This window comes from Neorhizobium tunisiense (genome assembly GCF_039631515.1).
Classification (GTDB): domain Bacteria; phylum Pseudomonadota; class Alphaproteobacteria; order Rhizobiales; family Rhizobiaceae; genus Neorhizobium.
In genome coordinates, this window is the sequence record NZ_JBDIUU010000001.1 from 70,341 (window position 1) to 91,590 (window position 21,250).

Annotated in this window: 19 protein-coding genes; 6 read left to right on the forward strand and 13 right to left on the reverse strand. The window is 61.4% G+C overall.

The features are described 5' to 3' along the window. Positions 1 to 33 precede the first annotated feature (33 nt). The 3 genes from dusA to ABCW43_RS00520 form a co-directional block, all read right to left on the reverse strand. On the reverse strand, positions 34 to 1,011 hold the full coding sequence (dusA, locus tag ABCW43_RS00510; protein ID WP_445738910.1) for a tRNA dihydrouridine(20/20a) synthase DusA: 978 nt from the start codon (positions 1,009 to 1,011) through the stop codon (positions 34 to 36). Positions 1,012 to 1,332: 321 nt separating this feature from the next. Beyond that, complete coding sequence (locus tag ABCW43_RS00515) at positions 1,333 to 2,382, reverse strand: AI-2E family transporter (RefSeq protein ID WP_345921654.1); 1,050 nt, start codon at positions 2,380 to 2,382, stop codon at positions 1,333 to 1,335. Between the two features lie 222 nt (positions 2,383 to 2,604). After that, complete coding sequence (locus ABCW43_RS00520; protein WP_345921655.1) at positions 2,605 to 3,048, reverse strand: SRPBCC family protein; 444 nt, start codon at positions 3,046 to 3,048, stop codon at positions 2,605 to 2,607. 243 nt (positions 3,049 to 3,291) lie between these two features. On the opposite strand from ABCW43_RS00520, the gene ABCW43_RS00525 reads away from it, so the two are divergent. After that, the gene (locus ABCW43_RS00525; RefSeq protein WP_345921656.1) at positions 3,292 to 4,971 is read left to right on the forward strand and encodes a Na/Pi cotransporter family protein; all 1,680 of its coding nucleotides are present in this window, start codon (positions 3,292 to 3,294) and stop codon (positions 4,969 to 4,971) included. Here the strand turns inward: ABCW43_RS00525 and ABCW43_RS00530 are convergent. Continuing rightward, the gene (locus tag ABCW43_RS00530; RefSeq protein ID WP_345923263.1) at positions 4,968 to 5,501 is read right to left on the reverse strand and encodes an NUDIX hydrolase; all 534 of its coding nucleotides are present in this window, start codon (positions 5,499 to 5,501) and stop codon (positions 4,968 to 4,970) included. The genes ABCW43_RS00525 and ABCW43_RS00530 overlap by 4 nt on opposite strands. A gap of 94 nt (positions 5,502 to 5,595) precedes the next feature. Between ABCW43_RS00530 and ABCW43_RS00535 the strand changes: the two genes are divergently transcribed. Both ABCW43_RS00535 and ABCW43_RS00540 read left to right on the forward strand, forming a co-directional pair. After that, a complete protein-coding gene (locus ABCW43_RS00535; protein ID WP_345921657.1) occupies positions 5,596 to 6,240 on the forward strand; it encodes a DUF47 domain-containing protein in 645 nt (214 codons plus the stop codon). Next, on the forward strand, positions 6,240 to 7,244 hold the full coding sequence (locus ABCW43_RS00540; RefSeq protein ID WP_345921658.1) for an inorganic phosphate transporter: 1,005 nt from the start codon (positions 6,240 to 6,242) through the stop codon (positions 7,242 to 7,244). Before ABCW43_RS00535 ends, ABCW43_RS00540 begins: the two co-directional genes overlap by 1 nt. Positions 7,245 to 7,260: 16 nt before the next feature. Here ABCW43_RS00540 and ABCW43_RS00545 read toward each other — a convergent pair whose 3' ends face one another. Beyond that, positions 7,261 to 11,094, reverse strand: a complete 3,834-nt coding sequence (locus tag ABCW43_RS00545) for an ATP-binding protein (protein WP_345921659.1) — start codon at positions 11,092 to 11,094, stop codon at positions 7,261 to 7,263. Positions 11,095 to 11,449: 355 nt separating this feature from the next. Here ABCW43_RS00545 and ABCW43_RS00550 point away from each other — a divergent pair, with 355 nt between their 5' ends. Together ABCW43_RS00550 and ABCW43_RS00555 are read left to right on the forward strand one after the other, a co-directional pair. Continuing rightward, complete coding sequence (locus tag ABCW43_RS00550; protein ID WP_345921660.1) at positions 11,450 to 12,136, forward strand: fumarylacetoacetate hydrolase family protein; 687 nt, start codon at positions 11,450 to 11,452, stop codon at positions 12,134 to 12,136. A 52-nt stretch (positions 12,137 to 12,188) separates the two neighbouring features. Further along, positions 12,189 to 12,716: a gamma carbonic anhydrase family protein gene (locus tag ABCW43_RS00555; protein WP_345921661.1), complete on the forward strand. Its 528-nt coding sequence runs from the start codon at positions 12,189 to 12,191 to the stop codon at positions 12,714 to 12,716. On the opposite strand, the gene ABCW43_RS00560 is transcribed toward ABCW43_RS00555, so the two are convergent. Genes ABCW43_RS00560 through ABCW43_RS00570 form a run of 3 tightly spaced genes read right to left on the reverse strand, consistent with a single transcriptional unit; the run spans position 12,713 to position 14,866 of the window. Beyond that, the gene (locus ABCW43_RS00560) at positions 12,713 to 13,153 is read right to left on the reverse strand and encodes a Fur family transcriptional regulator (RefSeq protein WP_345921662.1); all 441 of its coding nucleotides are present in this window, start codon (positions 13,151 to 13,153) and stop codon (positions 12,713 to 12,715) included. The genes ABCW43_RS00555 and ABCW43_RS00560 overlap by 4 nt on opposite strands. Beyond that, positions 13,153 to 13,977 carry a zinc ABC transporter permease subunit ZnuB gene (znuB, locus tag ABCW43_RS00565; RefSeq protein ID WP_345923265.1) on the reverse strand — a complete coding sequence of 275 codons (825 nt, stop codon included), beginning with the start codon at positions 13,975 to 13,977 and terminating at the stop codon, positions 13,153 to 13,155. The genes ABCW43_RS00560 and znuB overlap by 1 nt, the downstream gene beginning before the upstream one ends. Beyond that, a complete protein-coding gene (locus tag ABCW43_RS00570) occupies positions 13,970 to 14,866 on the reverse strand; it encodes an ATP-binding cassette domain-containing protein (protein WP_345921663.1) in 897 nt (298 codons plus the stop codon). The genes znuB and ABCW43_RS00570 overlap by 8 nt, the downstream gene beginning before the upstream one ends. Positions 14,867 to 14,961: 95 nt before the next feature. Here ABCW43_RS00570 and ABCW43_RS00575 point away from each other — a divergent pair, with 95 nt between their 5' ends. Further along, positions 14,962 to 15,969, forward strand: coding sequence for a zinc ABC transporter substrate-binding protein (locus tag ABCW43_RS00575; RefSeq protein ID WP_345921664.1), 1,008 nt, complete (start codon positions 14,962 to 14,964; stop codon positions 15,967 to 15,969). Between the two features lie 95 nt (positions 15,970 to 16,064). Here the strand turns inward: ABCW43_RS00575 and ABCW43_RS00580 are convergent, their stop codons facing one another. The 5 genes from ABCW43_RS00580 to ABCW43_RS00600 all read right to left on the reverse strand — a co-directional run bounded on the left by ABCW43_RS00580 (position 16,065) and on the right by ABCW43_RS00600 (position 21,230). Further along, positions 16,065 to 16,397: an RcnB family protein gene (locus tag ABCW43_RS00580; RefSeq protein WP_345921665.1), complete on the reverse strand. Its 333-nt coding sequence runs from the start codon at positions 16,395 to 16,397 to the stop codon at positions 16,065 to 16,067. Between the two features lie 90 nt (positions 16,398 to 16,487). Continuing rightward, complete coding sequence (locus ABCW43_RS00585) at positions 16,488 to 18,134, reverse strand: glycoside hydrolase family 43 protein (RefSeq protein WP_345921666.1); 1,647 nt, start codon at positions 18,132 to 18,134, stop codon at positions 16,488 to 16,490. 63 nt (positions 18,135 to 18,197) lie between these two features. Beyond that, entirely contained in the window at positions 18,198 to 19,241 is a 1,044-nt protein-coding gene (mgrA, locus tag ABCW43_RS00590; RefSeq protein ID WP_345921667.1) for an L-glyceraldehyde 3-phosphate reductase, read from the reverse strand. A gap of 67 nt (positions 19,242 to 19,308) precedes the next feature. After that, complete coding sequence (locus ABCW43_RS00595) at positions 19,309 to 20,445, reverse strand: Gfo/Idh/MocA family protein (protein ID WP_345921668.1); 1,137 nt, start codon at positions 20,443 to 20,445, stop codon at positions 19,309 to 19,311. Between the two features lie 23 nt (positions 20,446 to 20,468). Beyond that, positions 20,469 to 21,230 (reverse strand): sugar phosphate isomerase/epimerase family protein, encoded by a 762-nt coding sequence (locus ABCW43_RS00600; protein WP_345921669.1) that lies wholly within the window; start codon positions 21,228 to 21,230, stop codon positions 20,469 to 20,471. Positions 21,231 to 21,250: the final 20 nt, after the last annotated feature.

Below are 21,250 nucleotides of genomic sequence, written 5' to 3' on the forward strand. Positions count from 1 at the left end.
TCCCGGCGGGCGCCGCCTTTCGTGGGCGTACGGCTATTCGGCGGCGTGAACCGTCGCCGCATCGATACCGACCGCCGCAAAGGCGGCCGCGATGACTTCCGGTCCGGCGCCCGGCCGGGTGGCGTCGGTGGAGAGGATCTGGCGAAACCGCCGCGCGCCGGCAAAACCCTGGAACAGCCCGACCATATGCCGGGTGACATGATGCAGCCGCCCGCCCCGGCCGATCAGTTCCGCCGCATAGGCCATCATCGTCTCGCTGAGCGCCAGCCAGTCGATGTCGGGGGTTCGAGCCGTCTCGACCGCACCAGACTTCAAAAACGCATCCACCCCGGCCAGCAATCCGGTATTGTGATAGGCGGCGCGGCCGAGCATCACGCCGTCCATGTGGCCAAGATGCCGGGCCGCCTGCTCGAGATCGGCGATGCCGCCGTTGATGCCGATGAACACGTCCGGGTTTTTCCGCTTCATGGCATAAACGAGGTCGTAGTCGAGCGGCGGGATTTCGCGGTTTTCCTTCGGGGACAGCCCCTGCAGCCAGGCCTTGCGGGCATGGATCCAGACGCCATCGGCGCCGGCGCCGATCACCCGGGCGAGGAAATCCGGCAGCACCTGCGTCGGCTCCTGGTCGTCGACGCCGATCCGGCACTTGACGGTGACCGGCACGCTCGACACCCGCTTCATCGCCGAAACGAGCTCGGCGACATGCCCCGGATCGCGCATCAGGCAGGCGCCAAAGGTGCCCGACTGCACCCGGTCCGACGGGCAGCCGACATTGAGGTTGATCTCGTCATAGCCGAAATCGGCCGCGATCCTGGCCGCCTCGGCAAGCTTTGCCGGATCCGAACCACCGAGCTGAAGCGCAACGGGATGCTCCTGCGGCGAATAGGACAGGAGCCGGTCGCGCGGCCCATGGATGATCGCGTCCGCCACCACCATTTCGGTATAGAGCAGCGCCGACTTCGACAATTGCCGATGCAGGAAACGGCAATGCCGATCGGTCCAGTCGATCATCGGGGCGACGGCAAAAACTGGAGCCTTGAAATATTCAGCTTTCTTAGCTGTTTGTGTCACTTTTTTCACCGTCTTCTTGACGCCCGGCCTCGCCCCGATCCGCCGTTTCGGGCCTGGATCCGGCGCAATCCGGCAAATGGAATTACCATGTGCCAAACGAGCAATCGGTCATCGGCACCACTGCGCCGAAGCAACCGCAGGCATGCCGGGTCGGCTTTCCCTACTCCATCGACCCCGCCTGGGTCAATTTCCGAGCTGCGCGGGATCTGCGGGAAAAATCCAAGATCGTCGTTAAATACATGGGAGAGACCGTTGCCCTCATCAGGCATCCGAAATGCCCTCCTCCTCGACGAATATTCCCCAGGCGGCGATGAAGAGAGCAGCGACGAGCGGTCCGATGACGAACCCGTTGATACCCATCAGAGAGATTCCGCCAATGGTGGAAATGAGGACGACATAGTCGGGAAGCTTGGTTTCCCTACCGACCAAGCGCGGTCTCAGAAGATTATCGACAAGACCAATGACCAGAGCGCCCACCGCGACCAGCACGATGGCCTTCACCCAAAAGCCGGCAAGCGCCAGGTAAACGGCCGTGGGCATCCAGATCAATGCAGCACCGACCGCCGGCAGCAGCGACAGGACGCTCATCAGAACGCCCCACAGCAAGGCCGGCTCCACCCCGAGTGCCCAGAATGCGATACCGCCGATCGAGCCCTGGATGATGGCGATGATGATGTTGCCCCGCACGGTGGCGTGGATGACAGCGGTGAATTTGGAGGTGAAGCGGCGGGTATGCGCGTCGCTGAGAGGCAGTGCTTTTCTGATCGTGCGGGCGAGCACCCGCCCGTCCCGGAACATGAAAAACAGCAGATAGAGCATCACGCCGAAGGCGACGAAGAACTGCAGGGTGTTCTGGCCAAGGCTCAGGGCGCGCCCGGCAAAGAAACCGCCGCCCTGCATCAGCGCCGTGGAGACGCGCTCCCGAAGCGTGTCGAAGCCCTCCAGCTCGATCCGCTCGATCCAGCCGCGGACGAACAGGGGCAGCGTCTCCTGCAGCTCCTGGAAAAACCTCCGCACGTCGATCTCGCCGTTGTCGATACGCGCATAAAGAAGGTTACCCTGCTGGATGAGCGAGCTGAGGACGATCAGCCCTGGAATGATGACGACGCAAAGGCAGATCAGGACGGAGAGCGCCGCCGCGATATTTCTGCGCCCACCCAGCCAGGCCTCGATGCGAGCATGAAGGGGGAAGAAGATGATAGCGAGGACGATTGCCCAGAATATCGCTGAATAAAACGGCAGGACGACTGCGACGAACGCAATGGTCACCAGGACCAAAAGCACATAGAAACTGACACGCTGAAGGGGCATTCGACCTTTCCGCTTTGAGACCGCTGGAATGGTAACACAATCCGGCGGCGACGTGGCCTCCGGTCTTTACCCCACTGTCCGGTTTTCGCGCGCACCACGATGGCCGCCGCATAGGCGACGAGAACCAGATCAGGTTGGAAACGCAGGAAACCTGCGTCTCGCACCGGATCGCGAAAGGTTGCTGACGCGATCCGGTCTCCCGGCCTTGCACCGTGATATACGTTATTCGTTGATCTCAGGCTCGACGACCCTTGCCAGGTTCCGCAGCGACTCCTGCCAGCCGAGATAACAAGCCTCGGGCGGGATGACGTCCGGTACGCCTGCCTGGGTTATATCCACCTCGGTGCCGACCGAAACCTTCTTCAGTTTTACCGTGACTTCCATTTCGCCCGGCAGGTTGGGATCGTCGAATTTGTCTGTGTAGCGGACGCGTTCGCCTGGGACGAGTTCGACAAATTCCCCGCCGAAGGCATGACTGTTGCCTGTCGTGAAGTTCCTGAAGGACATCCTGAACTTGCCGCCGACTTTCGGCTCCAAGTGATGCACGGTGCACAAAAAGCCGTTGGGCGGAAGCCATTTGGCGAGCGCGTCAGGCTCGATGAAAGCGCGATAGATCTTCTCCGGGCTGGTTGCCAGAACGCGATGCAGGCGTATGGTGTTCGGCATGGCCGTGATCCTTCTGATGGGGTGAAGTAGACGACTCTAGGACGAACGAGACTTTGCCGATCCGACATCCTATCGTCTCGAAAAAACGCTCCGTCTTCCGGGAATACCGGACGATGGCCCCCGATACCCGCCGGCCAGACCTCAGCCTTGAAAAAGCAATAGATCCCGGCAATTGTGTTAGCTGGCTAACATCTTGCGGCGCCAGTTCGATTCTCCGTCCGGCTGATTACTTACGGAAATACCATGCCCTTCATTATTGCAATCATTACCCTTGCCGGACACATAGCCCTCCTTCTATGGGGGACGCGGATGGTGCAGACGGGCATCCAGCGTGCTTTCGGCCCCAGTCTCAGGTCTTTTCTCGGCCGCGCTCTAAACAATCGGATAAAAGCCTTCTTTTCCGGACTGGGCGTCACCGCAATTCTTCAGAGCAGTACGGCGACCGGGTTGATGGCATCGGGGTTCGCGGCCGACGGGCTGGTCGATCTAGTCCCGGCGCTTGCCGTCATGCTGGGTGCCAATGTCGGCAGTACGCTCATCGTGCAGGTCCTGTCCTTTGACGTGGCCGCCGCGTCACCGGCTCTCGTATTGCTCGGCGTCCTGATGTTCCGCCGCACCCAAAATCCGCAGGTCCATGACCTCGGTCGTGTGTTTATCGGCCTCGGCTTCATGTTGCTCGCCCTGCATCAACTGCTCGGTGTGCTGACGGAATATGCCGATACGCCGGCCTTTGCCGCAGTTCTTTCAGCCATATCGACCACGCCGCTCCTCAGCCTTCTGCTCGCCGCCGCACTGACCTGGGCCGCCCATTCGAGCGTCGCAGTGGTCCTGCTCGTCATGTCGCTTGCGAGCCAGGGGCTGATCGATCCCTATCAGGCTTTCGCACTGACCCTCGGCGCCAACCTGGGGACGGCGATCAATCCGGTCGTCGAGGGGCAGTCCGCAAATGATCTTTCGGCCAGACGGCTTCCGATCGGTAATCTGATTACCAGAATTCTGGGCGTTTTGGCAGCGTTTGCGCTCCTCTCCCCGATTACGGCGCTGATGATCCAGATCGAGGGCGATGGTGCCCGGTTGGTCGCGAATTTTCACACGGCATTCAATCTCGTGGTCGCGGTCGTCTTCATGCCGTTCCTCTCGCCGTTCGCAAACGCTCTCGTCAGGCTGCTGCCGCGGCGGATCGACGAGAGCGATCCTGGCCATCCGCGATATCTCGATCCGTCAGCGAAGGAAACGCCGGTTGTCGCGCTGCAGGGAGCGGCGCGGGAAGTCCTGCGGCTGGTCGACGTGCTTGAGGAAATGCTGGCGGGAACGAAGGCTGCCTTGACGAGTACCGATCGCCGCGCCCTGGCGGAATTACGACGGAAGGACAATGTCCTCGACCGCCTGAATACGGCAGTCAAACGATATCTCACATCCATCGACCCGGAAGAACTCAGCGATATCGACCGGAGACGCCTTGACGAGATCCTGCTGTTCTCGACCGGCCTGGAACACGCAGGTGACGTCATCGACCAAAACGTGCTTCCCCATCTTGTCAAAAGACTGCGCCGAGGCATGACCTTTTCGAAGGAAGGCCAGCATGAGCTCAGCGGCCTGCTGGACCGCCTCTCCAACAATCTGCGCGCCGCCGCTGCGCTTTTCATGTCGCAGGACGAGCGCGTCGCACGCATGCTCGCCGACGAAAAAATCGTCTTCCGGCGGGCGGAGCGTGACGGAACCAACGCCCATTTCCAGCGGCTGCGCGAGGGCGATTTCGATACGGCGGAAACCAGCTCTGTGCACCTGGACCTGTTGCGGGATTTCAAGCAGATCAATTCGCACCTTGTCGCAGCCACGGCCTATCCGGTCCTGGAACGGCAAGGCGAGCTGCTGCAAAGCAGGACCACCCACCAAAGCGTCGGCGATCAGGTTCAGAATTAGCCGCGGTTGCGCTTCTTGCGACCCTGCGGCTGAAATTCGACGAGCAGCGACTTGAGCTCGATCTCGCGGACGCGTCGCGCCGCTTCATCGCGGCTGACCCATTCGAGAATGCGCTGCCCCTGTTCCTTGAAGCCAGCCGCGACCTCCGTGACTTCGATCTGGAATACGTCGACGATACAGGGGGCCACGTCGCCGTTGTCGAGTTCTTTCAGGTAGGTATAGCGGCCAACCGGCTTCTTCTTCACCGTCCCGCTCACGCCGGCTTCCTCCCAGGCTTCGGTCGCCGCCGCCTCGAACGGCTTTTTCCCCTTCATCGGCCAACCTTTCGGGATGACCCACCGCCCGGCCTCGCGCGAGGTGATCACCAGGACTTCAACATGGGGGCCGTCAACCCGATATCGAAAGCACAAAGCGCCATATTGTTGGCGAAACGCGCCGGCGAACAGGCTGCCGGGAACTGCCGCGAGTTGCTTGAGCAGCGTCTGGGATCTGTCCGGTCGCGGTTTGCCGCGTTTTTTTGTGGATTTCATGCGGATCAAACTGTCGATTTTGCGTGTTGCTTCAATTGCCAGAGCGTGTTTATGACACATTTATGACAGTCAGCCGCATGGAAGGTCGCACGGTATGATGAGTATTTTTCGGAAGCTGATGCCGCGTGAAGACCGATTCTTCGAAATGTTTTCCCAGCACTCAAAAACGGTCGTTGCAGCAGCCCACGCGCTTGACCAGCTCCTGAAAGGCAATGAGGTCGAGAAAAACTGCGAACTCATCGTCACCTTGGAGAATGAGGCCGACGACATCACACGAGACGTTCTTCTTGCCGTCCGGCGGAGCTTCATCACGCCCTTCGACCGCGGCGACATCAAGGACCTCATCCAGTCGATGGATGACGCGATCGACATGATGCATAAAACGGTCAAAACGATCAGGCTGTTCGAGCAATCCGGCTTCGATCCGCTTATGCAGCAGATGGGTGGCGAAATCGTCAAGGCGGCGAACCTCATTTCGGAAGCAATCCCCCTTCTCAACAAGGTTGGCTCCAATGCTCAACGCCTTGCAGCGATCGCTGAGGAGGTTACCCGCGTGGAAGGCCGGTCGGACGACCTTCATGACCAGGGCCTGAAAGACTTGTATCGGCGTCACGGGGCGAGCGGCAATGCGATGGCCTACATGATCGGCAGCGAGATTTATGGCGAGTTGGAGAAGGTTGTCGACCGTTTCGAGGACGTCGCCAACGAGATCAGCGGCATCGTTATCGAGAACGTTTGATGGATATCTCTCTCGCCTTGCCACTTCTCTTCGGGCTGATCGCACTCGCCCTGTTCTTCGATTTCCTCAACGGTCTTCATGACGCGGCCAATTCCATCGCGACGATCGTGTCGACCCGCGTCCTGCGGCCGCAATATGCGGTCGCGTGGGCGGCGTTCTTCAATTTCATCGCCTTCCTTTTCTTCGGCCTGCACGTGGCGGAAACACTGGGCACAGGCATCATCGATCCTGGAATCGTTTCGCCCCAGGTGATCTTTGCCGCCCTCATGGGGGCAATCATCTGGAATATTCTCACCTGGATTTTCGGAATACCGTCCAGTTCCTCGCATGCGCTCGTCGGCGGACTGGTGGGAGCCGGTCTTGCAAAGGTCGGCTTAAGCTCGATTGTCTGGAGTGGTCTCGGGAAGACCATCGGAGCGATCTTCCTGTCGCCAGCCATCGGCTTCCTGCTGGCGCTGCTGCTCGTGCTCCTCGTCTCCTGGCTCTTCGTTCGGCAAACGCCGTTCGCGGTCGACCGGACATTTCGCGTGATGCAGTTTATCTCCGCGTCGCTTTACTCCCTCGGCCACGGCGGCAATGACGCGCAGAAAACGATGGGCATCATCGCGGTGCTTCTGTTCAGCCAGGGATATCTCGGTTCGACCTTTTACGTGCCCTTCTGGGTGGTACTTTCCTGCCAATCCGCAATGGCGCTCGGCACTCTTTTCGGAGGATGGCGGATCGTCCATACGATGGGCTCGAAGATCACCAGGCTCAACCCGATGCAGGGTTTCTGCGCCGAAACGGGCGGAGCGCTGACACTGTTCGGCGCGACCTGGCTCGGCATTCCTGTCTCGACGACACACACGATCACCGGAGCGATCGTCGGCGTGGGCGCCGCCCGCCGGGTTTCAGCTGTACGTTGGGGGCTCGCCGGCAACATCGTGATCGCCTGGATCGTGACGATGCCGACAGCCGCAGCGATATCGGCGGCGTTCTACGGCCTCGCGGATTTGCTGCAATAATCGCACTGGGCCTACGTTATTCCCTGGCATCCGGGATGGTTGCCCGGAGTGCCTCCGAAAGCTGCCGCAGACTGTAGGGTTTCGGCAAGATCTCCACGCCTTCCGCGGTGGCGGCGCTCTTGAGCGCGTCCGCATAACCCGATGTGAGCAGGATTGGCAGTTTTGGATGTCTTTGTTTGACCTCCTTGGCGAGGTCCACCCCATTGATGCCGCCAGGCATCATGATGTCGGAGAACATCAAATCCGGCTCGGCATCGGACGCGAGCACGCTCAGCGCGGCGGCTGCCCCGTCGACGCGGGTTACCGAATAGCCAAGCTGGTCGAGCATGTCGTTGACCAGCATGGCGACGCTGTCGTCATCTTCCACGACCAGGATTTTTCCGGCGACGCTCCTGTCCGCCTCGCCGTGGGCGCGGGATGAATGGTTGCCGCTCGCCTCCAATGACGCCTCACTCGACCGGGGAAGCCAAAGGTCTACGGCCGTTCCGACCCCTGGTTCGCTGTTGATCTCGACCGATCCGCCGGAGGCTTCGACGAAACCGTAAACCTGCGCGAGCCCCAATCCTGATCCTTTGCCGACTTCCTTGGTGGTGAAGAACGGCTCGAATACCCGCTTGAGAACCTCGGGCTGCATTCCGATGCCGCCATCGGCGACGGTGATCTTCACAACCTCACCTCGTTTGCCCGAGGCATCGACGACGGAATTGGAGGCGCTGATGACGATCGTACCGCCCGTCGGCATTGCGTCGCGGGCATTGACGCAAAGGTTCAAAAGCACGAGCTCGAGTTCGGACGGGTCTGCCTGTACCGGCCACACTCCCGTATCGACGTCGACTTCGATGGTGATGTCCCCGCCGAGTGTCCGGTCGAGAAGTTCGCGCATCTGGGAAATCTGGTGGCGAAGATCGACGGGCTGCGGCTTCAATGGCTGCCGCCGGGCAAAGGTCAGCAATTGCCTTGTGAGCGATGCTCCGCGATTGACTGCCTGCAGCATGCCGCTTTTGATACGCTCCCGCCGCACCGGATCGTCGCGTTTGTCGAGGACATCCAATCCACCGGAGATGACCATCAGGAGGTTGTTGAAATCGTGCGCGACACCGCCGGTGAGCTGACCGATCACCTCCATCTTTTGAGCCTGGCGCAGCGTTTCCTGCGTCTTCCTCAGCTCGTCGTCGCGCGTCTTGTGGTCGGTGACGTCGCGAGCGCTGGAATAGAGCTTGTCATCGACGACGACAGCCACCCAGGAGAGCCAGCGATAGTCGCCTTCCCGGGTCAGACACCGGTTTTCGAAGTGAAGCACGGGCACGCCGCGTCGCGCCGCCTGCAGCGTAGTTTCGCTCGCGACAACGTCGTCCGGATGAAGAAGCGTCCGCAAAGGCGTACCCAGAAGTTTCTCCTCGTCCAAGCCGAGGGTTTTCTTCCAGGCGGGATTGGTCTTTTCGAATACACCTGTCTCGAAGTCAATCACCGAGAGCAGGTCCTGGCTATATTGCCAGGTCCGCCCCCGCTCGCGCGAATGTTCAAGAACGCGGCGCTCCAGATCCGCATTCAGCTCCTGAAGGCGCGCGGCGGTTTCTCTCAAAAGCATCTCGCGTCGATCCCGCGATAGCCTGATCAACGCCGCAATGCGCGCCACCAGTTCCCGGGCCGAAAAAGGCTTCACCAGGTAATCGTCTGCACCGGCGCCGATACCCTCCAGCCTGGCCTCTTCGCCGGCACGGGCAGACAGCAGGATGAAGGGCGTGTCCTTGAGGTCGCCATCCGCCCTTATCCTCGACAACAGACCAAATCCGTCGAGCCCAGGCATCATGACGTCGGAAACGATGAGGTCCGGCCGCCTGAGGCGCGCTGCGTCAAGTGCCACCTCGCCATCACCGGCTGTCTCGACCGTAAAGCCGGATATCGACAGCAGCCGCTCCACATAGGCACGCATATCCGCATTGTCGTCCGCCAGGAGGACATGCCCGGTCGGAGCGAGCGTTTCGGCCGTCTCCGTGCTCGCGGCTGGCGATATCGACACGGCGCCCGCAGCAGCGCCTGCCGAGAGCCACGACATGGCTTCATCGACGAAAGCCTGGGTTCTGCCGGCATTGCTCTCGACCGGCTGGGAAGTCCGCATCTGTTGCGAAGGGATATGCGCCTTTCCGAAGGGTATCGAGATCGAGAAGGAGGTGCCTTCACCAAGCCGGCTTTCGGCACGGATTTCTCCGCCCTGAAGATGCACCAGTTCCTGCACCAGGGCGAGGCCGATGCCGGAGCCCTCGAATGACCTTCCTTTTGCCCCCTCGATGCGGTGAAAGCGCTCGAACAGGCGCGGCAATTCTTCGGCCGCTATTCCCGTGCCGGTGTCGCGGATCGTGACTTCGGCATGTTCCATGTCGTCCGACGGCCGAACGGCTATGCGTATCTCTCCGTCGAACGTAAATTTAAACGCATTGGAAAGCAGGTTCAGGACGATCTTCTCCCAGAGATCCCGGTCGAGATAGACCGGCTGGGGCAAGTCAGCGATATCGACAACGAGCTTGAGCCCGGCCTGCTCGCACGCGGACCTGAAATTCGATGCCAGTTCGGCGGTCAGGATGCCGATATCGATCTGTTCGAAGGAGGCTTGCACGCGTTGCGCCTCGATCCTCGAAAAATCCAGCAGCGTGTTGACCAATTTCAACAGGCGAAGGCCATTGCGCTGGGCGACAAGAATTCGCTGTCTGTCTTCGAAGGAAAGCCCCTCGGGCTGTTGAAGCACGTCGGCGAGCGGCCCGAGTATCAGCGTCAACGGGGTGCGGAACTCATGGCTGACGTTCGAGAAGAACATGGTCTTGCTGCGATCGATTTCCGCCAGCGCCTCGGCCCGCCGCCGCTCGTCCGCACGCGCCCGCACGGCGTTTACGGCGGCCGAGATCGCGGTCGAAAGCAGTTCGTAGAAACCCATATAGGCATCATCGAACGGCAGCCGCGGCGAAGCTCCGGCCACCACGAAGACCGGAGGCAGATCCAGTCCGGGGACAGTGATCGGAAGAAGGAGCACACGCTCCGGAGGCTCCTGATAGGGGCCGGCACCCTTGAAGAGATCGGAAAACTCGGTGATCCCCAGAGTACTGTCCGTAGTCAGCACTTTCGCCATCAGCCAGGGCGTATTGGAATGTGCGTCGATAGCGGTGATGGATGCCAGGCTCCGAGCCGGCAGACCGTGATGCGCCGCCAGCACATAGGCGCTTCCATCCGGGGACAAATGGTAGAGAAGAAGAACCGGCAGATCGAACTCGAACTGGGCGAGCACTTCGACGATGCGCCGCAACAGGTCGTCCATGTCTTCTGCCAAAGTCACGCTGGCATTCAGATCCCGGAGCGCCCGCGTTCGTCGTTCCGACAACATGGTCGCAGTCGTCTCCGTCACTGGATGGAACAGGCCGCCGATCTCGTCGGTCTCGTCGCGGATCGGTGAAAGCGAGAAGGTGAAGAATGTTTCCTCCAGATAGCCGTTGCGGGTCAGAAACATCCGCTGGTTTTCGAGGAATGACGTATTGCCCTGGCGCGCTTGACGAAATGGCTCACCGATCGCGGGCCAGGCGCTCGACCACGTGACGCTGTAATCCTCCCCGAGCGCGCGTGGATGAGCCGAGCCGCACACGGTGCGATACCCGTCATTGTAGATCTGGACGTTGTCGTCGCCCCAGATCACGTTGATCGGAAAATTCGAGGCGAGACAAAGACTGACGGTTGTCCTGAGGCTTTGGGGCCATCGATCGATGGGCCCGAGCGGCGTGTTGCTCCAGTCCTTTGTCCGGACGAGCTCGGCCATTTCGCCACCGCCCGCCAGGAAGTCGCCGGTGAGTATCTGCTGTGTCGACAACCAGGTAGCCCCGTTCTGGCACCGGCTTGGGAACCTAACGCTTGATACAATGAGCCCCTCAGCTCAGCCGTTGTAATCTCCAACTGTGTTCGTGAGGCCGCTTGGATACCGCGGATCCAGGGCGCTATTGTTGACGAGTTTGGCCGCCGAAAGACCCGGCCAGTTTATTCAACGAATCACTGAAATAACCTAGCATGAACTATCGAGGGTTGAAATTGCGCTTCATGAAACCTTCCGCCGCGGGGCGCAAGCTTTTCCTGCGGTCTTGAAAAAGTGCTAGGATGAATCAGCGAATTGGGAGACAAAGGGCGCCGTCTTCATCGCCCGCGCACCACAGTTTTCCAGGATATCCTCCATGCTTGCGACCGTGATCCCCATGTCCGAAACCGTTCTTCTGCCGGTCGAGGGGCTAGCTGAGCGCTTTCCGGTGCGGCGGGTCTATTGCGTCGGCCGCAACTATGCCGACCACGCGATCGAGATGGGCGGCGATCCGTCCCGCGAACCGCCTTTCTTTTTCCAGAAGAATGCCGACAATCTTTATGTCGGCGACAGCTTCCCCTACCCCGCGCAGTCGAGCGACGTGCATTTCGAAGCGGAACTGGTGATGGCGCTGTCCGGCGGCGGTGCGGATATCGCACTCGAGGACGCGCTTTCCAAGGTCTACGGTTATGCCGCGGGCATCGACTTCACCCGCCGCGACCTGCAGGACAAGGCAAAAAAGATGAGCCGTCCCTGGGAGGCAGCCAAGGCCTTCGAGAAATCGGCCCCCGTCTCCGCCCTGGTGCCGGCGGCCAGGATCAGTCATCCGCAGGCAGGCGCCATCTGGCTCGACGTCAACGGCGCCCGCAAACAGTCCGGCGACCTGAACCAGATGATCTGGAAACTGCCGGAGATCATCGTCGAACTGTCGAAACTCTTCGTGCTCGCACCCGGCGACGTGATCATGACCGGCACACCGGCTGGCGTCGGCCCGGTCCTGCGCGGCGATCAGGTCACCTGCGGGATCGACGGAGTCGGAAAACTGTCGCTGACCGTCGTCTGACGCAAAAGCCCCGATACCAGATCGGCTGACGCACCAGCCTGGGAGGAGAACCATGCCGCTTTATGCTCTCGGAGAATTCGAACCGAAAACCCCCGGCCCCGATCGTTTCTGGCTGGCGCCGGACGCGATCGTCATCGGCAAGGTGGAACTCGGCGAGGATGTCGGCATCTGGTTCGGCTCGGTGCTTCGCGGTGATAACGAGCCAATCGTGGTCGGTGCGGGAACCAACATCCAGGAAGGTGTGATGATCCATACGGATCCACGCTATCCGGTGACATTGGGTGAAAACTGCACGATCGGCCACCACGCGATCATCCATGGCTGCACGATCGGCGACAATTCGCTGGTCGGGATGGGTGCGACGATCCTGAACGGCGCGAAGATCGGCCGGAACTGCCTCGTCGGCGCTAATGCGCTGATCACCGAAGGCAAGGAATTTCCCGACAATTCGCTGATCGTCGGCTCGCCTGCAAAGGTCATGCGGGTGCTGGACGATGAAGCCGTCGAGAAGCTGAAGCAGTCGGCAGTTCGTTACGTCGCCAACTGGAATCGGTTCGCCCGCGACCTGCGCCAACTTTAGGCGGCGCAGGCGCCGCACAGCCCGCGGATTTCGATCGTCGTCTTGGCAGGCTTGAAATTCTTCGCCTTCGCCCAGTCGCCGAGGCGGTGATCGACCTCGTGATCGTGGAATTCCGACACGTGGCCGCAGCTCTCGCAAATGGCAAACGCAACGGTGCCGTGCCCGTGGCCGTGCCCCTGGCCGCAGCATTCGCTTTCCGGATGGGCGCAGGCGACGAAGGCGTTGAGGCTCTCAAGCCGATGCACCATGCCGAATTCCAAAAGCTTGTCGAGTGCCCGGTAGACTTGCAGCGGGGCGCGAAAACCGTGGTCGCGCAGCCGGTCGAGGATCGTATAGGCGCTCATCGGCGCATCGGACCGGGTCAGAACGTCGAAGACGAGCGACTGGTTCTTGGTCAGCGCCGGAGCGGAGGTCGGTGTCGAGACTGGTGCGTTCATCATCGCACTCCTTGGTTGCCGGCCTTCTCGGCCGTGTTTTTACCCGCTGCCGGGAGCAGGCTTAATATGAAAAGTAAGAGCGCCGCCACCACAATGGAAGGGCCGGACGGCGTATCGTAGTGCAGCGAGCCGAACAGGCCGCCGATCACGGCGAGCGCGCCGATCACCGAGGCGAGCACCGCCATCAGCTCCGGGCTTGCCGAAAACCGCCGGGCCGTCGCCGCCGGAATGATCAGAAGCGCCGTGATCAGCATGATGCCGACGATCTTCATGGCGATGGCGATCACAAGCGCCATCAGCAGCATGAAGAGCAGCCTGGTCTGCGCCGGCTTCATGCCTTCCGCCTCCGCCACGTCCTCGCTGACGGTGGATGCGATCAGCGGCCGCCAGAGCCAGACGAGCGCCGCCAGCACCAGCACTCCGCCGCCCCAGATCAGCACGATATCGGCGCGCGTCACGGCGAGGATGTCGCCGAACAGGAAGGCGATCAGGTCGATCCTGACCCAGGTCATGAAGGCGACGAGCACGAGGCCGATCGCCAAAGCCGAATGGGAGAGGATGCCGAGCAGTGCATCCGCCGACAGCGACTGGAGCCGCTGCAGCGCCAGAAGCAGCAATGACACGACGACAGCGACGCCGAAGACGGCGACCAGCAGGTTGATCTGGAAGAACAGCGACAGCGCCACCCCGAGCAGTGCCGAATGCGCCATCGTATCGCCGAAATAGGCCATCCGCCGCCAGACGACGAAACAGCCGAGCGGCCCGGCGGTCAGTGCCACGCCGATCCCGGCGATGAGTGCCCGGGTGAAGAAGTCGTCAAGCACGGCCCTCTCCCTTCGCCTCGGCATGATCGCCGTGATGGTGGTGGTGATGCGAATGGTCGTGATCATCGCCGTCGTGATGATGGTGCCCGTCATCGGGATGGCAGTGATCGGTGACCGAACCGTCGCCATGCATCACCCGGCCATCCGGCAGATGCGTGTGATCGTGATGATGGCTGTAGACCGCCAGCGACCGCGAATTGCCGAAGAGTTTCAGGTAGTCGGCGCTCTGGCTCACCACTTCCGGCGTGCCGCGGCAGCAGACATGGCCGTTGAGGCAGATGACGGTGTCGGTTCCGGCCATCACCATATGCAGGTCGTGCGAGATCATCAGGATGCCGCAGCCGGTCGTGGTGCGGATCGAGCGGATCAGATCGTAAAGCGCGCTTTCGCCGGCGAAATCGACGCCCTGGACCGGTTCGTCGAGCACCATCAGATCCGGCTTGCGGGCGATCGCCCGGGCAAGCAGCGCCCGCTGGAACTCGCCACCGGAGAGGTGACGGACCTCGGCATCGATGAGATGGGAAATGCCAGTCGATGCCAGCGCCGCCAGAAGATCGGCGTCATTAAGCGGGCCGGTCAGCCGCATCAGCCGGCGCACGGAGAGCGGCATGGTCCAGTCGATCGACAGTTTCTGCGGGACATAACCCACGCGCAGGCCAGACAGTCTTGCGACAGATCCCTCGTCGGGGCGCAGCACCCCGATCGCCAGCTTTGCGGTCGTCGACTTGCCGGCGCCGTTCGGGCCGATCAGCGTCACCACCTCGCCGCGGCGGATCGAGAAATCGACGCCCCGCACCAACCATCGGCCATCCCGGCGAATGCCGGCATCGGCAAGCGATACCAATTGGCTTTCGGTTTTGGGGGCGCGAGCCCGATTGGACATCAGCATGTTTTTCCAGATTCCCTGTTGTCAGTGGCTATGACACACGTTATAGCATAACGCAATTGATGTAATAACATTACGATGCAATGCAAGGACGTGGCATGAAACTCGCTTCGATCTCCCTCCTCTCCGCCGTGGTGTTTTCCGCAGGCGCCGGCCCCGGCTTTGCAGCGCCGGACGTGGTGGTTTCGATCAAGCCGATCCACTCGCTCGTCGCCTCGATCATGAAGGGCGTTGGCGAGCCGAAACTGATCGTCGACGGCGCCGCTTCGCCACATACGTTCTCGCTGAAGCCCTCCAATGCAGCTGCCATCGAAGGCGCCGACGTCATCTTCTGGGTCGGCCCCGGCATCGAGGCCTTTCTCGAAAAGCCCCTGGATGCGCTGGCGGCCTCGGCAACGGTGGTCGAGCTTGAGGATGCACCTGGACTGCAAAAACTGTCGTTCCGCGAAAGCGGCGCCTTCGAGGCCCATGACGACGGGCATGAAGCGGCGGAGGCACACGAAGATGACGACCATCCACATGGCGACCATGACCAGCCCGCCGACGATCACGCGGACCACGACGATGACCATCATGATCACGGCGGCTTCGACACGCATCTCTGGCTCGATCCGATGAATGCCAAGGCGATGGCGGCGGAAATCGAAAAGACGCTGGTCAGTGCCGACCCGGCGAATGCCGCCGCCTATCAGGCAAACGGCGCCGCGCTGATGAAGGACATCGACGCGCTCGATACCGAGCTCAAGGCGACGATCGCTCCGGTCAAGGACAGACCTTTCATCGTCTTCCACGATGCCTATCAATATTTCGAGCATCGTTATGGAGTGAGCGTCGCGGGGTCGATCACCGTCAGCCCGGAGACCATGCCCGGGGCCGAACGCGTGGACCAAATCCACAAGAAGGTGAAGGAACTAGGCGCCACCTGCGTCTTCGCCGAACCGCAGTTCGAGCCGAAGCTTGTGGCGGTCGTGACCGAAGGCACGCCTGCCCGCTCGGGCACGCTCGATCCGGAAGCAGCGACGCTGAAGTCGGGTCCCGGCCTTTATTTCGAACTGATGCGGGGACTTGCCCGCTCGATGAAGGAATGCCTGTCGCAAGGGACCTGAGATCAGGCACCGAGAAACACGATCGCCGGTCGCATAGCGGCGAATGTGTGAGGCCTGCGGGAGGGAAGGCAAATACCCCCGCAGGCCGATCTTTCTCAGCGAGCCGCGATGAAGCTCGAAATCACGCCGCTTGCGACGCCGACCAGCAGGAAGTCGTTGTCGACCTTGACCCAGTGATAACCGCGCGGCGGGGCCGACAGGCGGTAACGGCGGTAATCCCGGATCTCCGCCATGCGGCGACGCTCGGCGGCCGTCATGCGATGCCCCTTCGACCAACGCGGCTTCACGACCACGACCTTCTTCTGAACCGTCACCGTGCGGGTCACGGTCCTGGTCCGCTCCGGACCGGAATGACGATCCTGCGCCTGGGCGGCAAGCGGAGCAGCAAGCACGGTTGCGGAAAGAAGGATTGCAAAGAACTTCTTCATCGGGTGTCTCCTCGTGTTGACCACGCCCGGAAACTAGGACCCGAATGATGAACCGTATGTGAATTGCCGCATTACATTTCGGTAATGAAATTATGGAGTTGTTGTAATTTTTTGATGTTCTGGATCGACTATTAGCGCCTCATAAACGAAACGGCCGAAATCCGCCGTCCTTGCTCGCCCCGACGTATCGAAGGCAAACATGCCCGCAAAGGCGCCGGTGAAGGAGCCGTGTTCGCCGCGGCCGCCTTCGTCCGAGATGACGCCGGCATCGAGTTTGGGGCCGAGTTCCTGCCACTCGTTGGAGCCGCCGGCGCGCCAGAGAAATTGCAGGTCGTTGTCACGGATCTCCATGGCGAGATGCACCGGCCCATCGGGGACGGAAACGCCGCTTCCGGCCGGAAAGCTCATGCGCCCATGCGGGAAATCACCGGGGCAGGAGAAGATCGTCACGACCCGGCCGAGCTTTTCGTGCAGGGTTACCACCAGCGAATGGAACTTGTGGCGATTGTAATAGTGGGTCAGGCCGGCGACCTGCTGATAGGTGTCGGGTGAAAAATCGACCACCGTCTCCGCCCGGAAGGAATGCTGCTCCTGGCGGCGGGCGACCAGCGATTGCTCGAACCAGGAACCGATGCTTTCGCGGCCGAAAAGGCGCAGATGCCCTGGGCGGTCGGCCAGGCTGAACAGACGTTCCGGATGCGGCGTGCGCAGCCACTGGAATTCCGGCGGCAGGGCCAAATCCTCGAAAGTGCGCTCGATGCGAGCGGGCCTCTCGATACGCCTGGCATCGCCCGGTGCAGGCACCTCGACATCCGGTACAACGCCGCCCTGGGCGAGATAGAGCCAGTCGTCCTCCCAGATGCAGCGCTGCAGCGCGGTCTCCCGGCCGAGCGTGCAGCGGCGTTTCGGGGCGAGCGGCCGGCCGCAGAGATGGGTGTGGTATGCGTCACCATCCGGCGTTTCGACATACTGCCCATGGCCGGCGCGCTGCAGCACGGCCTTCGGATGGTCCTTGGATGTGATCAGATGTGTCTGTGGATGCATTTCGTACGGCCCGTCGATCGAGCGGGAGCGGGCCATGGTGACGGCATGGTCGTAGCCCGTGCCACCCTCGGCGGTCGTCAGGTAATACCAGCCGTTGCGCTTGAAGACATGCGCTCCCTCGACCAGGCCGAGCGGGCTGCCGGCAAAGATGTTTTTGATCGGGCCTTTCAGCGCCTTCGTCTCGAAATCCCATTCCTGCAGCAGGATGCCGTCGAAGGCCGGATGTTTCGGCGCGCCGCCGTAACTCTCGGTGCGGTGGTTCCACTGCATGTTGAGGAACCACTTGCGGCCGTCGTCGTCATGGAAGAGCGTCGGATCGAAACCGGAGGAATTCACGTAGATCGGATCTGACCATTCGCCCTCGATGCTCGGCGAGGTGACGATGTAATTGTGGGCGTCCTTAAAATTGCCGTCGAAGCGCTTGACGTCCGTATAGACCAAGAAAAACAGCCCGTCGGAATAGGAAAGGCACGGCGCCCAGATGCCGCAGCTGTCGGGATTGCCACGCATGTCGAGCTGGCTCGCCCGCTCCAGCGGCCGACGCACCAGCGTCCAGTTCACCAAGTCGCGAGAGTGATGGATCTGTACGCCGGGATACCATTCGAAGGTCGAGGTGGCGATATAATAATCCTCGCCGACGCGGCAGATGGACGGATCGGGATTGAAGCCCGGCAGGATGGGGTTGTGGATCATGTCCTGTCTTCCTCCCAGTGACACATGAAAATGCCCGGCGGCGTTTGCCACCGGGCATGGGGATTAGCGTTGCGGCCCTGCCCGCTCGGCCGACTTGGCCCAGAGGTTGATGTCCGCATCCTTGGCATAGGTGTCGATCTCGGCGAGTTCGGCTGCCGTGAACTCCAGATTGTCGAGCGACTTGACGCAATCCTCGACCTGTTCCGGGCGGCTCGCGCCGATCAGCGCCGTGGTCACGCGGCCGCCGCGCAGGACCCATGCGAGCGCCATCTGCGCCAGCGTCTGGCCGCGCTTTTCGGCGATTGCGTTGAGCGCCTTGAGGTTGGCGATGTTCCGGTCGTTCAGGAAGGCCGGCCGCAGCGACTTGCCCTGCGCGGCGCGGCTGCCCTCCGGAATGCCCCCGAGATATTTCGAGGTCAGCATGCCTTGCGCGAGCGGCGAAAAGACGATCGAACCGATGCCCAGCTCTTCCAGCGTATCGAGCAGTCCGTCTTCCTCGACCCAGCGGTTGATCATCGAATAGCTCGGCTGGTGGATGAGAACAGGCGTGCCGAGTTGCCTCAGGATCGCCGTCGCTTCCCGGGTGCGTTTTGAATTGTAGGACGAGATGCCGACGTAGAGCGCCCTGCCCGAGCGGACGATATGATCGAGAGCGCCGCAGGTCTCTTCGAGCGGCGTATCCGGGTCGAAGCGATGCGAATAAAAGATGTCGACATAGTCGAGACCCATGCGCTTCAGGCTCTGGTCGCAGGAGGAGATCAGGTATTTGCGGCTGCCCCATTCGCCATAGGGGCCGGGCCACATGTTGTAACCGGCCTTCGACGAGATGATCAGTTCATCGCGAAAACCCTTGAAATCCTCGCGCAGGATCTGTCCGAAAGCGGTCTCGGCGCTGCCGGGCAGCGGGCCGTAATTGTTGGCAAGGTCGAAATGGGTGATGCCGAGGTCGAAGGCCTTGCGGGCGATCGCGACCTTGCGGTCATGCGGCGTGTCGTCGCCGAAATTGTGCCAGAGGCCGAGCGAGATCGCCGGGAGTTTTAGTCCCGAACGGCCGCAGCGGTTGTACTTCATGGTTTCGTAGCGGTTGGACGCTGGTTGCCAGGTCATGATCGTTTCCTCCGAATGAAATGCGGCGCACCTGGTCTCAAGCCGTGCGCGCCGCATTCATAACCGATCAGCGCAGAAGCGCCAGCGCCTCGTCGATGCCGAGCGCCGCCGGCTGGGTGCAGGTGGTCGAAAGTTCGATGAACCGCCCTTCCTCGCCGGATTTCAGGATCGAGGTCATCACGTCGACGCCGTGGAGCGTGCGCTCCAGCGAGCAGCGGGCATCGCGGCCTTCGATCAGGGCCATCGCCATGTCCGCCAGACCCGCCGTGCGATAGTTGGCGCGTGGCCCCTGCGGATGTTCCTGATTGTTGATGCCGAAGGGATGATCCCAGGGCTCCAGCGGCTGAATGTCCTTGTTGCGGCCGCTCGCCTCGACGGTGCCGCCGAAGAAGTTCGGATCGGGCACGAAGATCGAGCCCTCGGTGCCGTAGAGCTCCATATTGGCATGGCGGTGCGACCAGACATCCCAGCTTGCCGAGAGCGTGATCGTCGCGCCGCTGACGAATTCGAGCAGCGCATGGATGTTGGTCGGCGTCTCGACCGGGATCGATTGTCCTTTGAACGGTCCCTCACTGGTGACGTTGCGCGTCGGGCTCGCCATGGAGGTGAGTGCGCCGACCCGCTTCACCGGACCGATCAGGTTGATCAGGTTGGCGATGTAATACGGCCCGAGATCGAGGATCGGCCCGCCGCCTTCGAGGAAGAAGAATCCCGGATTGGGATGCCACATTTCCATGCCCGGGCTCATCACGTGGCAGGTGCCGGAGGTGATGCGCCCGACGCCGCCCTCGTCGATATATTTGCGGGCGAGCTGGTGCGCGCCGCCGAGAAACGTGTCCGGCGCGCAACCGACCGACAGGCCCTTCTCCTTGGCGAGCGCCTGCAGCGCCTTGCCTTCCTCCAGCGTGATCACGAGGGGCTTTTCCGAGTAGACGTGCTTGCCGGCTTCGAGGATCGCTTTCGAGACTGCGAAATGCGCCGCCGGGATGGTCAGGTTGACGATCACGTCGAGCTCGTCATTGGCAAGCATCTGCTCGATCGACTGCGCCTTGACGCCGTATTCCTCGGCGCGCATTGCGGCTGCCTGCTCATTGAGATCCGCGCAGGCGAGAACCTTCAGGCCTTTGAAGAGCGGCGACAGCTTGAAGTAGGTGGTGGAAATATTGCCGCATCCCATGATGCCGACGCCAAGTTCCTTGGGCATGGAAAACTCCGAAAATGCTGTGATCAATAGGTCTTGAAGGAAGCGATCGAGCGCGTCAGCAGCCGGTCGAGATCCTTCGGATTGTCGTGTTCGAGGACGTAGTGTTTTGCGGAGGTCTTCTTCAGCGCCGCCATCAGGTCCTTCCATGGAACGGTGCCGTGGCCGACATCGGCCCAGCCGTCCTCATCCTTGTTCTCGCCGGCCGGCGCGATGTCCTTGACGTGAACGGCGGTGATCCGCTTGGCATAGCTCTCGATCCAGGCAAACGGATCGGCGCCGCCGCGGATGACCCAGGCGATGTCCGCTTCCCAGGCAAGATCCGGCCCGCCGGCAAGAAGCTGTTCCTGAGGCGTCGAGCCGTCCGGCAGCGCCTTGAACTCGAAGTCGTGGTTGTGCCAGCCGAACGTGTAGCCGGCATCCCAATACCGTTTGCCGACACTCTGCAGCCGCTGGCCGAAAGCGAACCAGCCGGCGGCATCGGTCGGGCGCTGCTCGGCGATGAGATGCGGGCAATAGATCGCTTGGACGCCGAGCGTCCTGGCGATCAGCAGCGCCTGTTCCGGCTCCTTTTCGAGAAGGTCGATGCCGAAATGACCGGTCGGCATGGTCAGGCCGTTGGCATCGAGATCACCCTTGAGCGCCTTCAGGCCTGCTTCGTCGAGCGTCGCATAGATACCGCCAAAACCTTCCACCTCGGTATAACCCGCCTGGGCAACCTTTTTCAGGACATCGGAAAGCGGCGGAAAATTGCGGGCGCAATAAAGCTGAAAACCGAGTTTCGTCATGGTGTTCCTCCTTGATAAAG

Excerpts from the sequence above, each read along its gene's own strand:
- dusA (WP_445738910.1), bottom strand. The coding sequence starts at position 1,011 with ATGATCGACTGGACCGATCGGCATTGCCGTTTCCTGCATCGGCAATTG.
- ABCW43_RS00515 (WP_345921654.1), bottom strand. The coding sequence starts at position 2,382 with ATGCCCCTTCAGCGTGTCAGTTTCTATGTGCTTTTGGTCCTGGTGACC.
- ABCW43_RS00520 (WP_345921655.1), bottom strand. The coding sequence starts at position 3,048 with ATGCCGAACACCATACGCCTGCATCGCGTTCTGGCAACCAGCCCGGAG.
- ABCW43_RS00525 (WP_345921656.1), top strand. The coding sequence starts at position 3,292 with ATGCCCTTCATTATTGCAATCATTACCCTTGCCGGACACATAGCCCTC.
- ABCW43_RS00530 (WP_345923263.1), bottom strand. The coding sequence starts at position 5,501 with ATGAAATCCACAAAAAAACGCGGCAAACCGCGACCGGACAGATCCCAG.
- ABCW43_RS00535 (WP_345921657.1), top strand. The coding sequence starts at position 5,596 with ATGATGAGTATTTTTCGGAAGCTGATGCCGCGTGAAGACCGATTCTTC.
- ABCW43_RS00540 (WP_345921658.1), top strand. The coding sequence starts at position 6,240 with ATGGATATCTCTCTCGCCTTGCCACTTCTCTTCGGGCTGATCGCACTC.
- ABCW43_RS00550 (WP_345921660.1), top strand. The coding sequence starts at position 11,450 with ATGCTTGCGACCGTGATCCCCATGTCCGAAACCGTTCTTCTGCCGGTC.
- ABCW43_RS00555 (WP_345921661.1), top strand. The coding sequence starts at position 12,189 with ATGCCGCTTTATGCTCTCGGAGAATTCGAACCGAAAACCCCCGGCCCC.
- ABCW43_RS00560 (WP_345921662.1), bottom strand. The coding sequence starts at position 13,153 with ATGAACGCACCAGTCTCGACACCGACCTCCGCTCCGGCGCTGACCAAG.
- ABCW43_RS00570 (WP_345921663.1), bottom strand. The coding sequence starts at position 14,866 with ATGCTGATGTCCAATCGGGCTCGCGCCCCCAAAACCGAAAGCCAATTG.
- ABCW43_RS00575 (WP_345921664.1), top strand. The coding sequence starts at position 14,962 with ATGAAACTCGCTTCGATCTCCCTCCTCTCCGCCGTGGTGTTTTCCGCA.
- ABCW43_RS00580 (WP_345921665.1), bottom strand. The coding sequence starts at position 16,397 with ATGAAGAAGTTCTTTGCAATCCTTCTTTCCGCAACCGTGCTTGCTGCT.
- ABCW43_RS00585 (WP_345921666.1), bottom strand. The coding sequence starts at position 18,134 with ATGATCCACAACCCCATCCTGCCGGGCTTCAATCCCGATCCGTCCATC.
- mgrA (WP_345921667.1), bottom strand. The coding sequence starts at position 19,241 with ATGACCTGGCAACCAGCGTCCAACCGCTACGAAACCATGAAGTACAAC.
- ABCW43_RS00595 (WP_345921668.1), bottom strand. The coding sequence starts at position 20,445 with ATGCCCAAGGAACTTGGCGTCGGCATCATGGGATGCGGCAATATTTCC.
- ABCW43_RS00600 (WP_345921669.1), bottom strand. The coding sequence starts at position 21,230 with ATGACGAAACTCGGTTTTCAGCTTTATTGCGCCCGCAATTTTCCGCCG.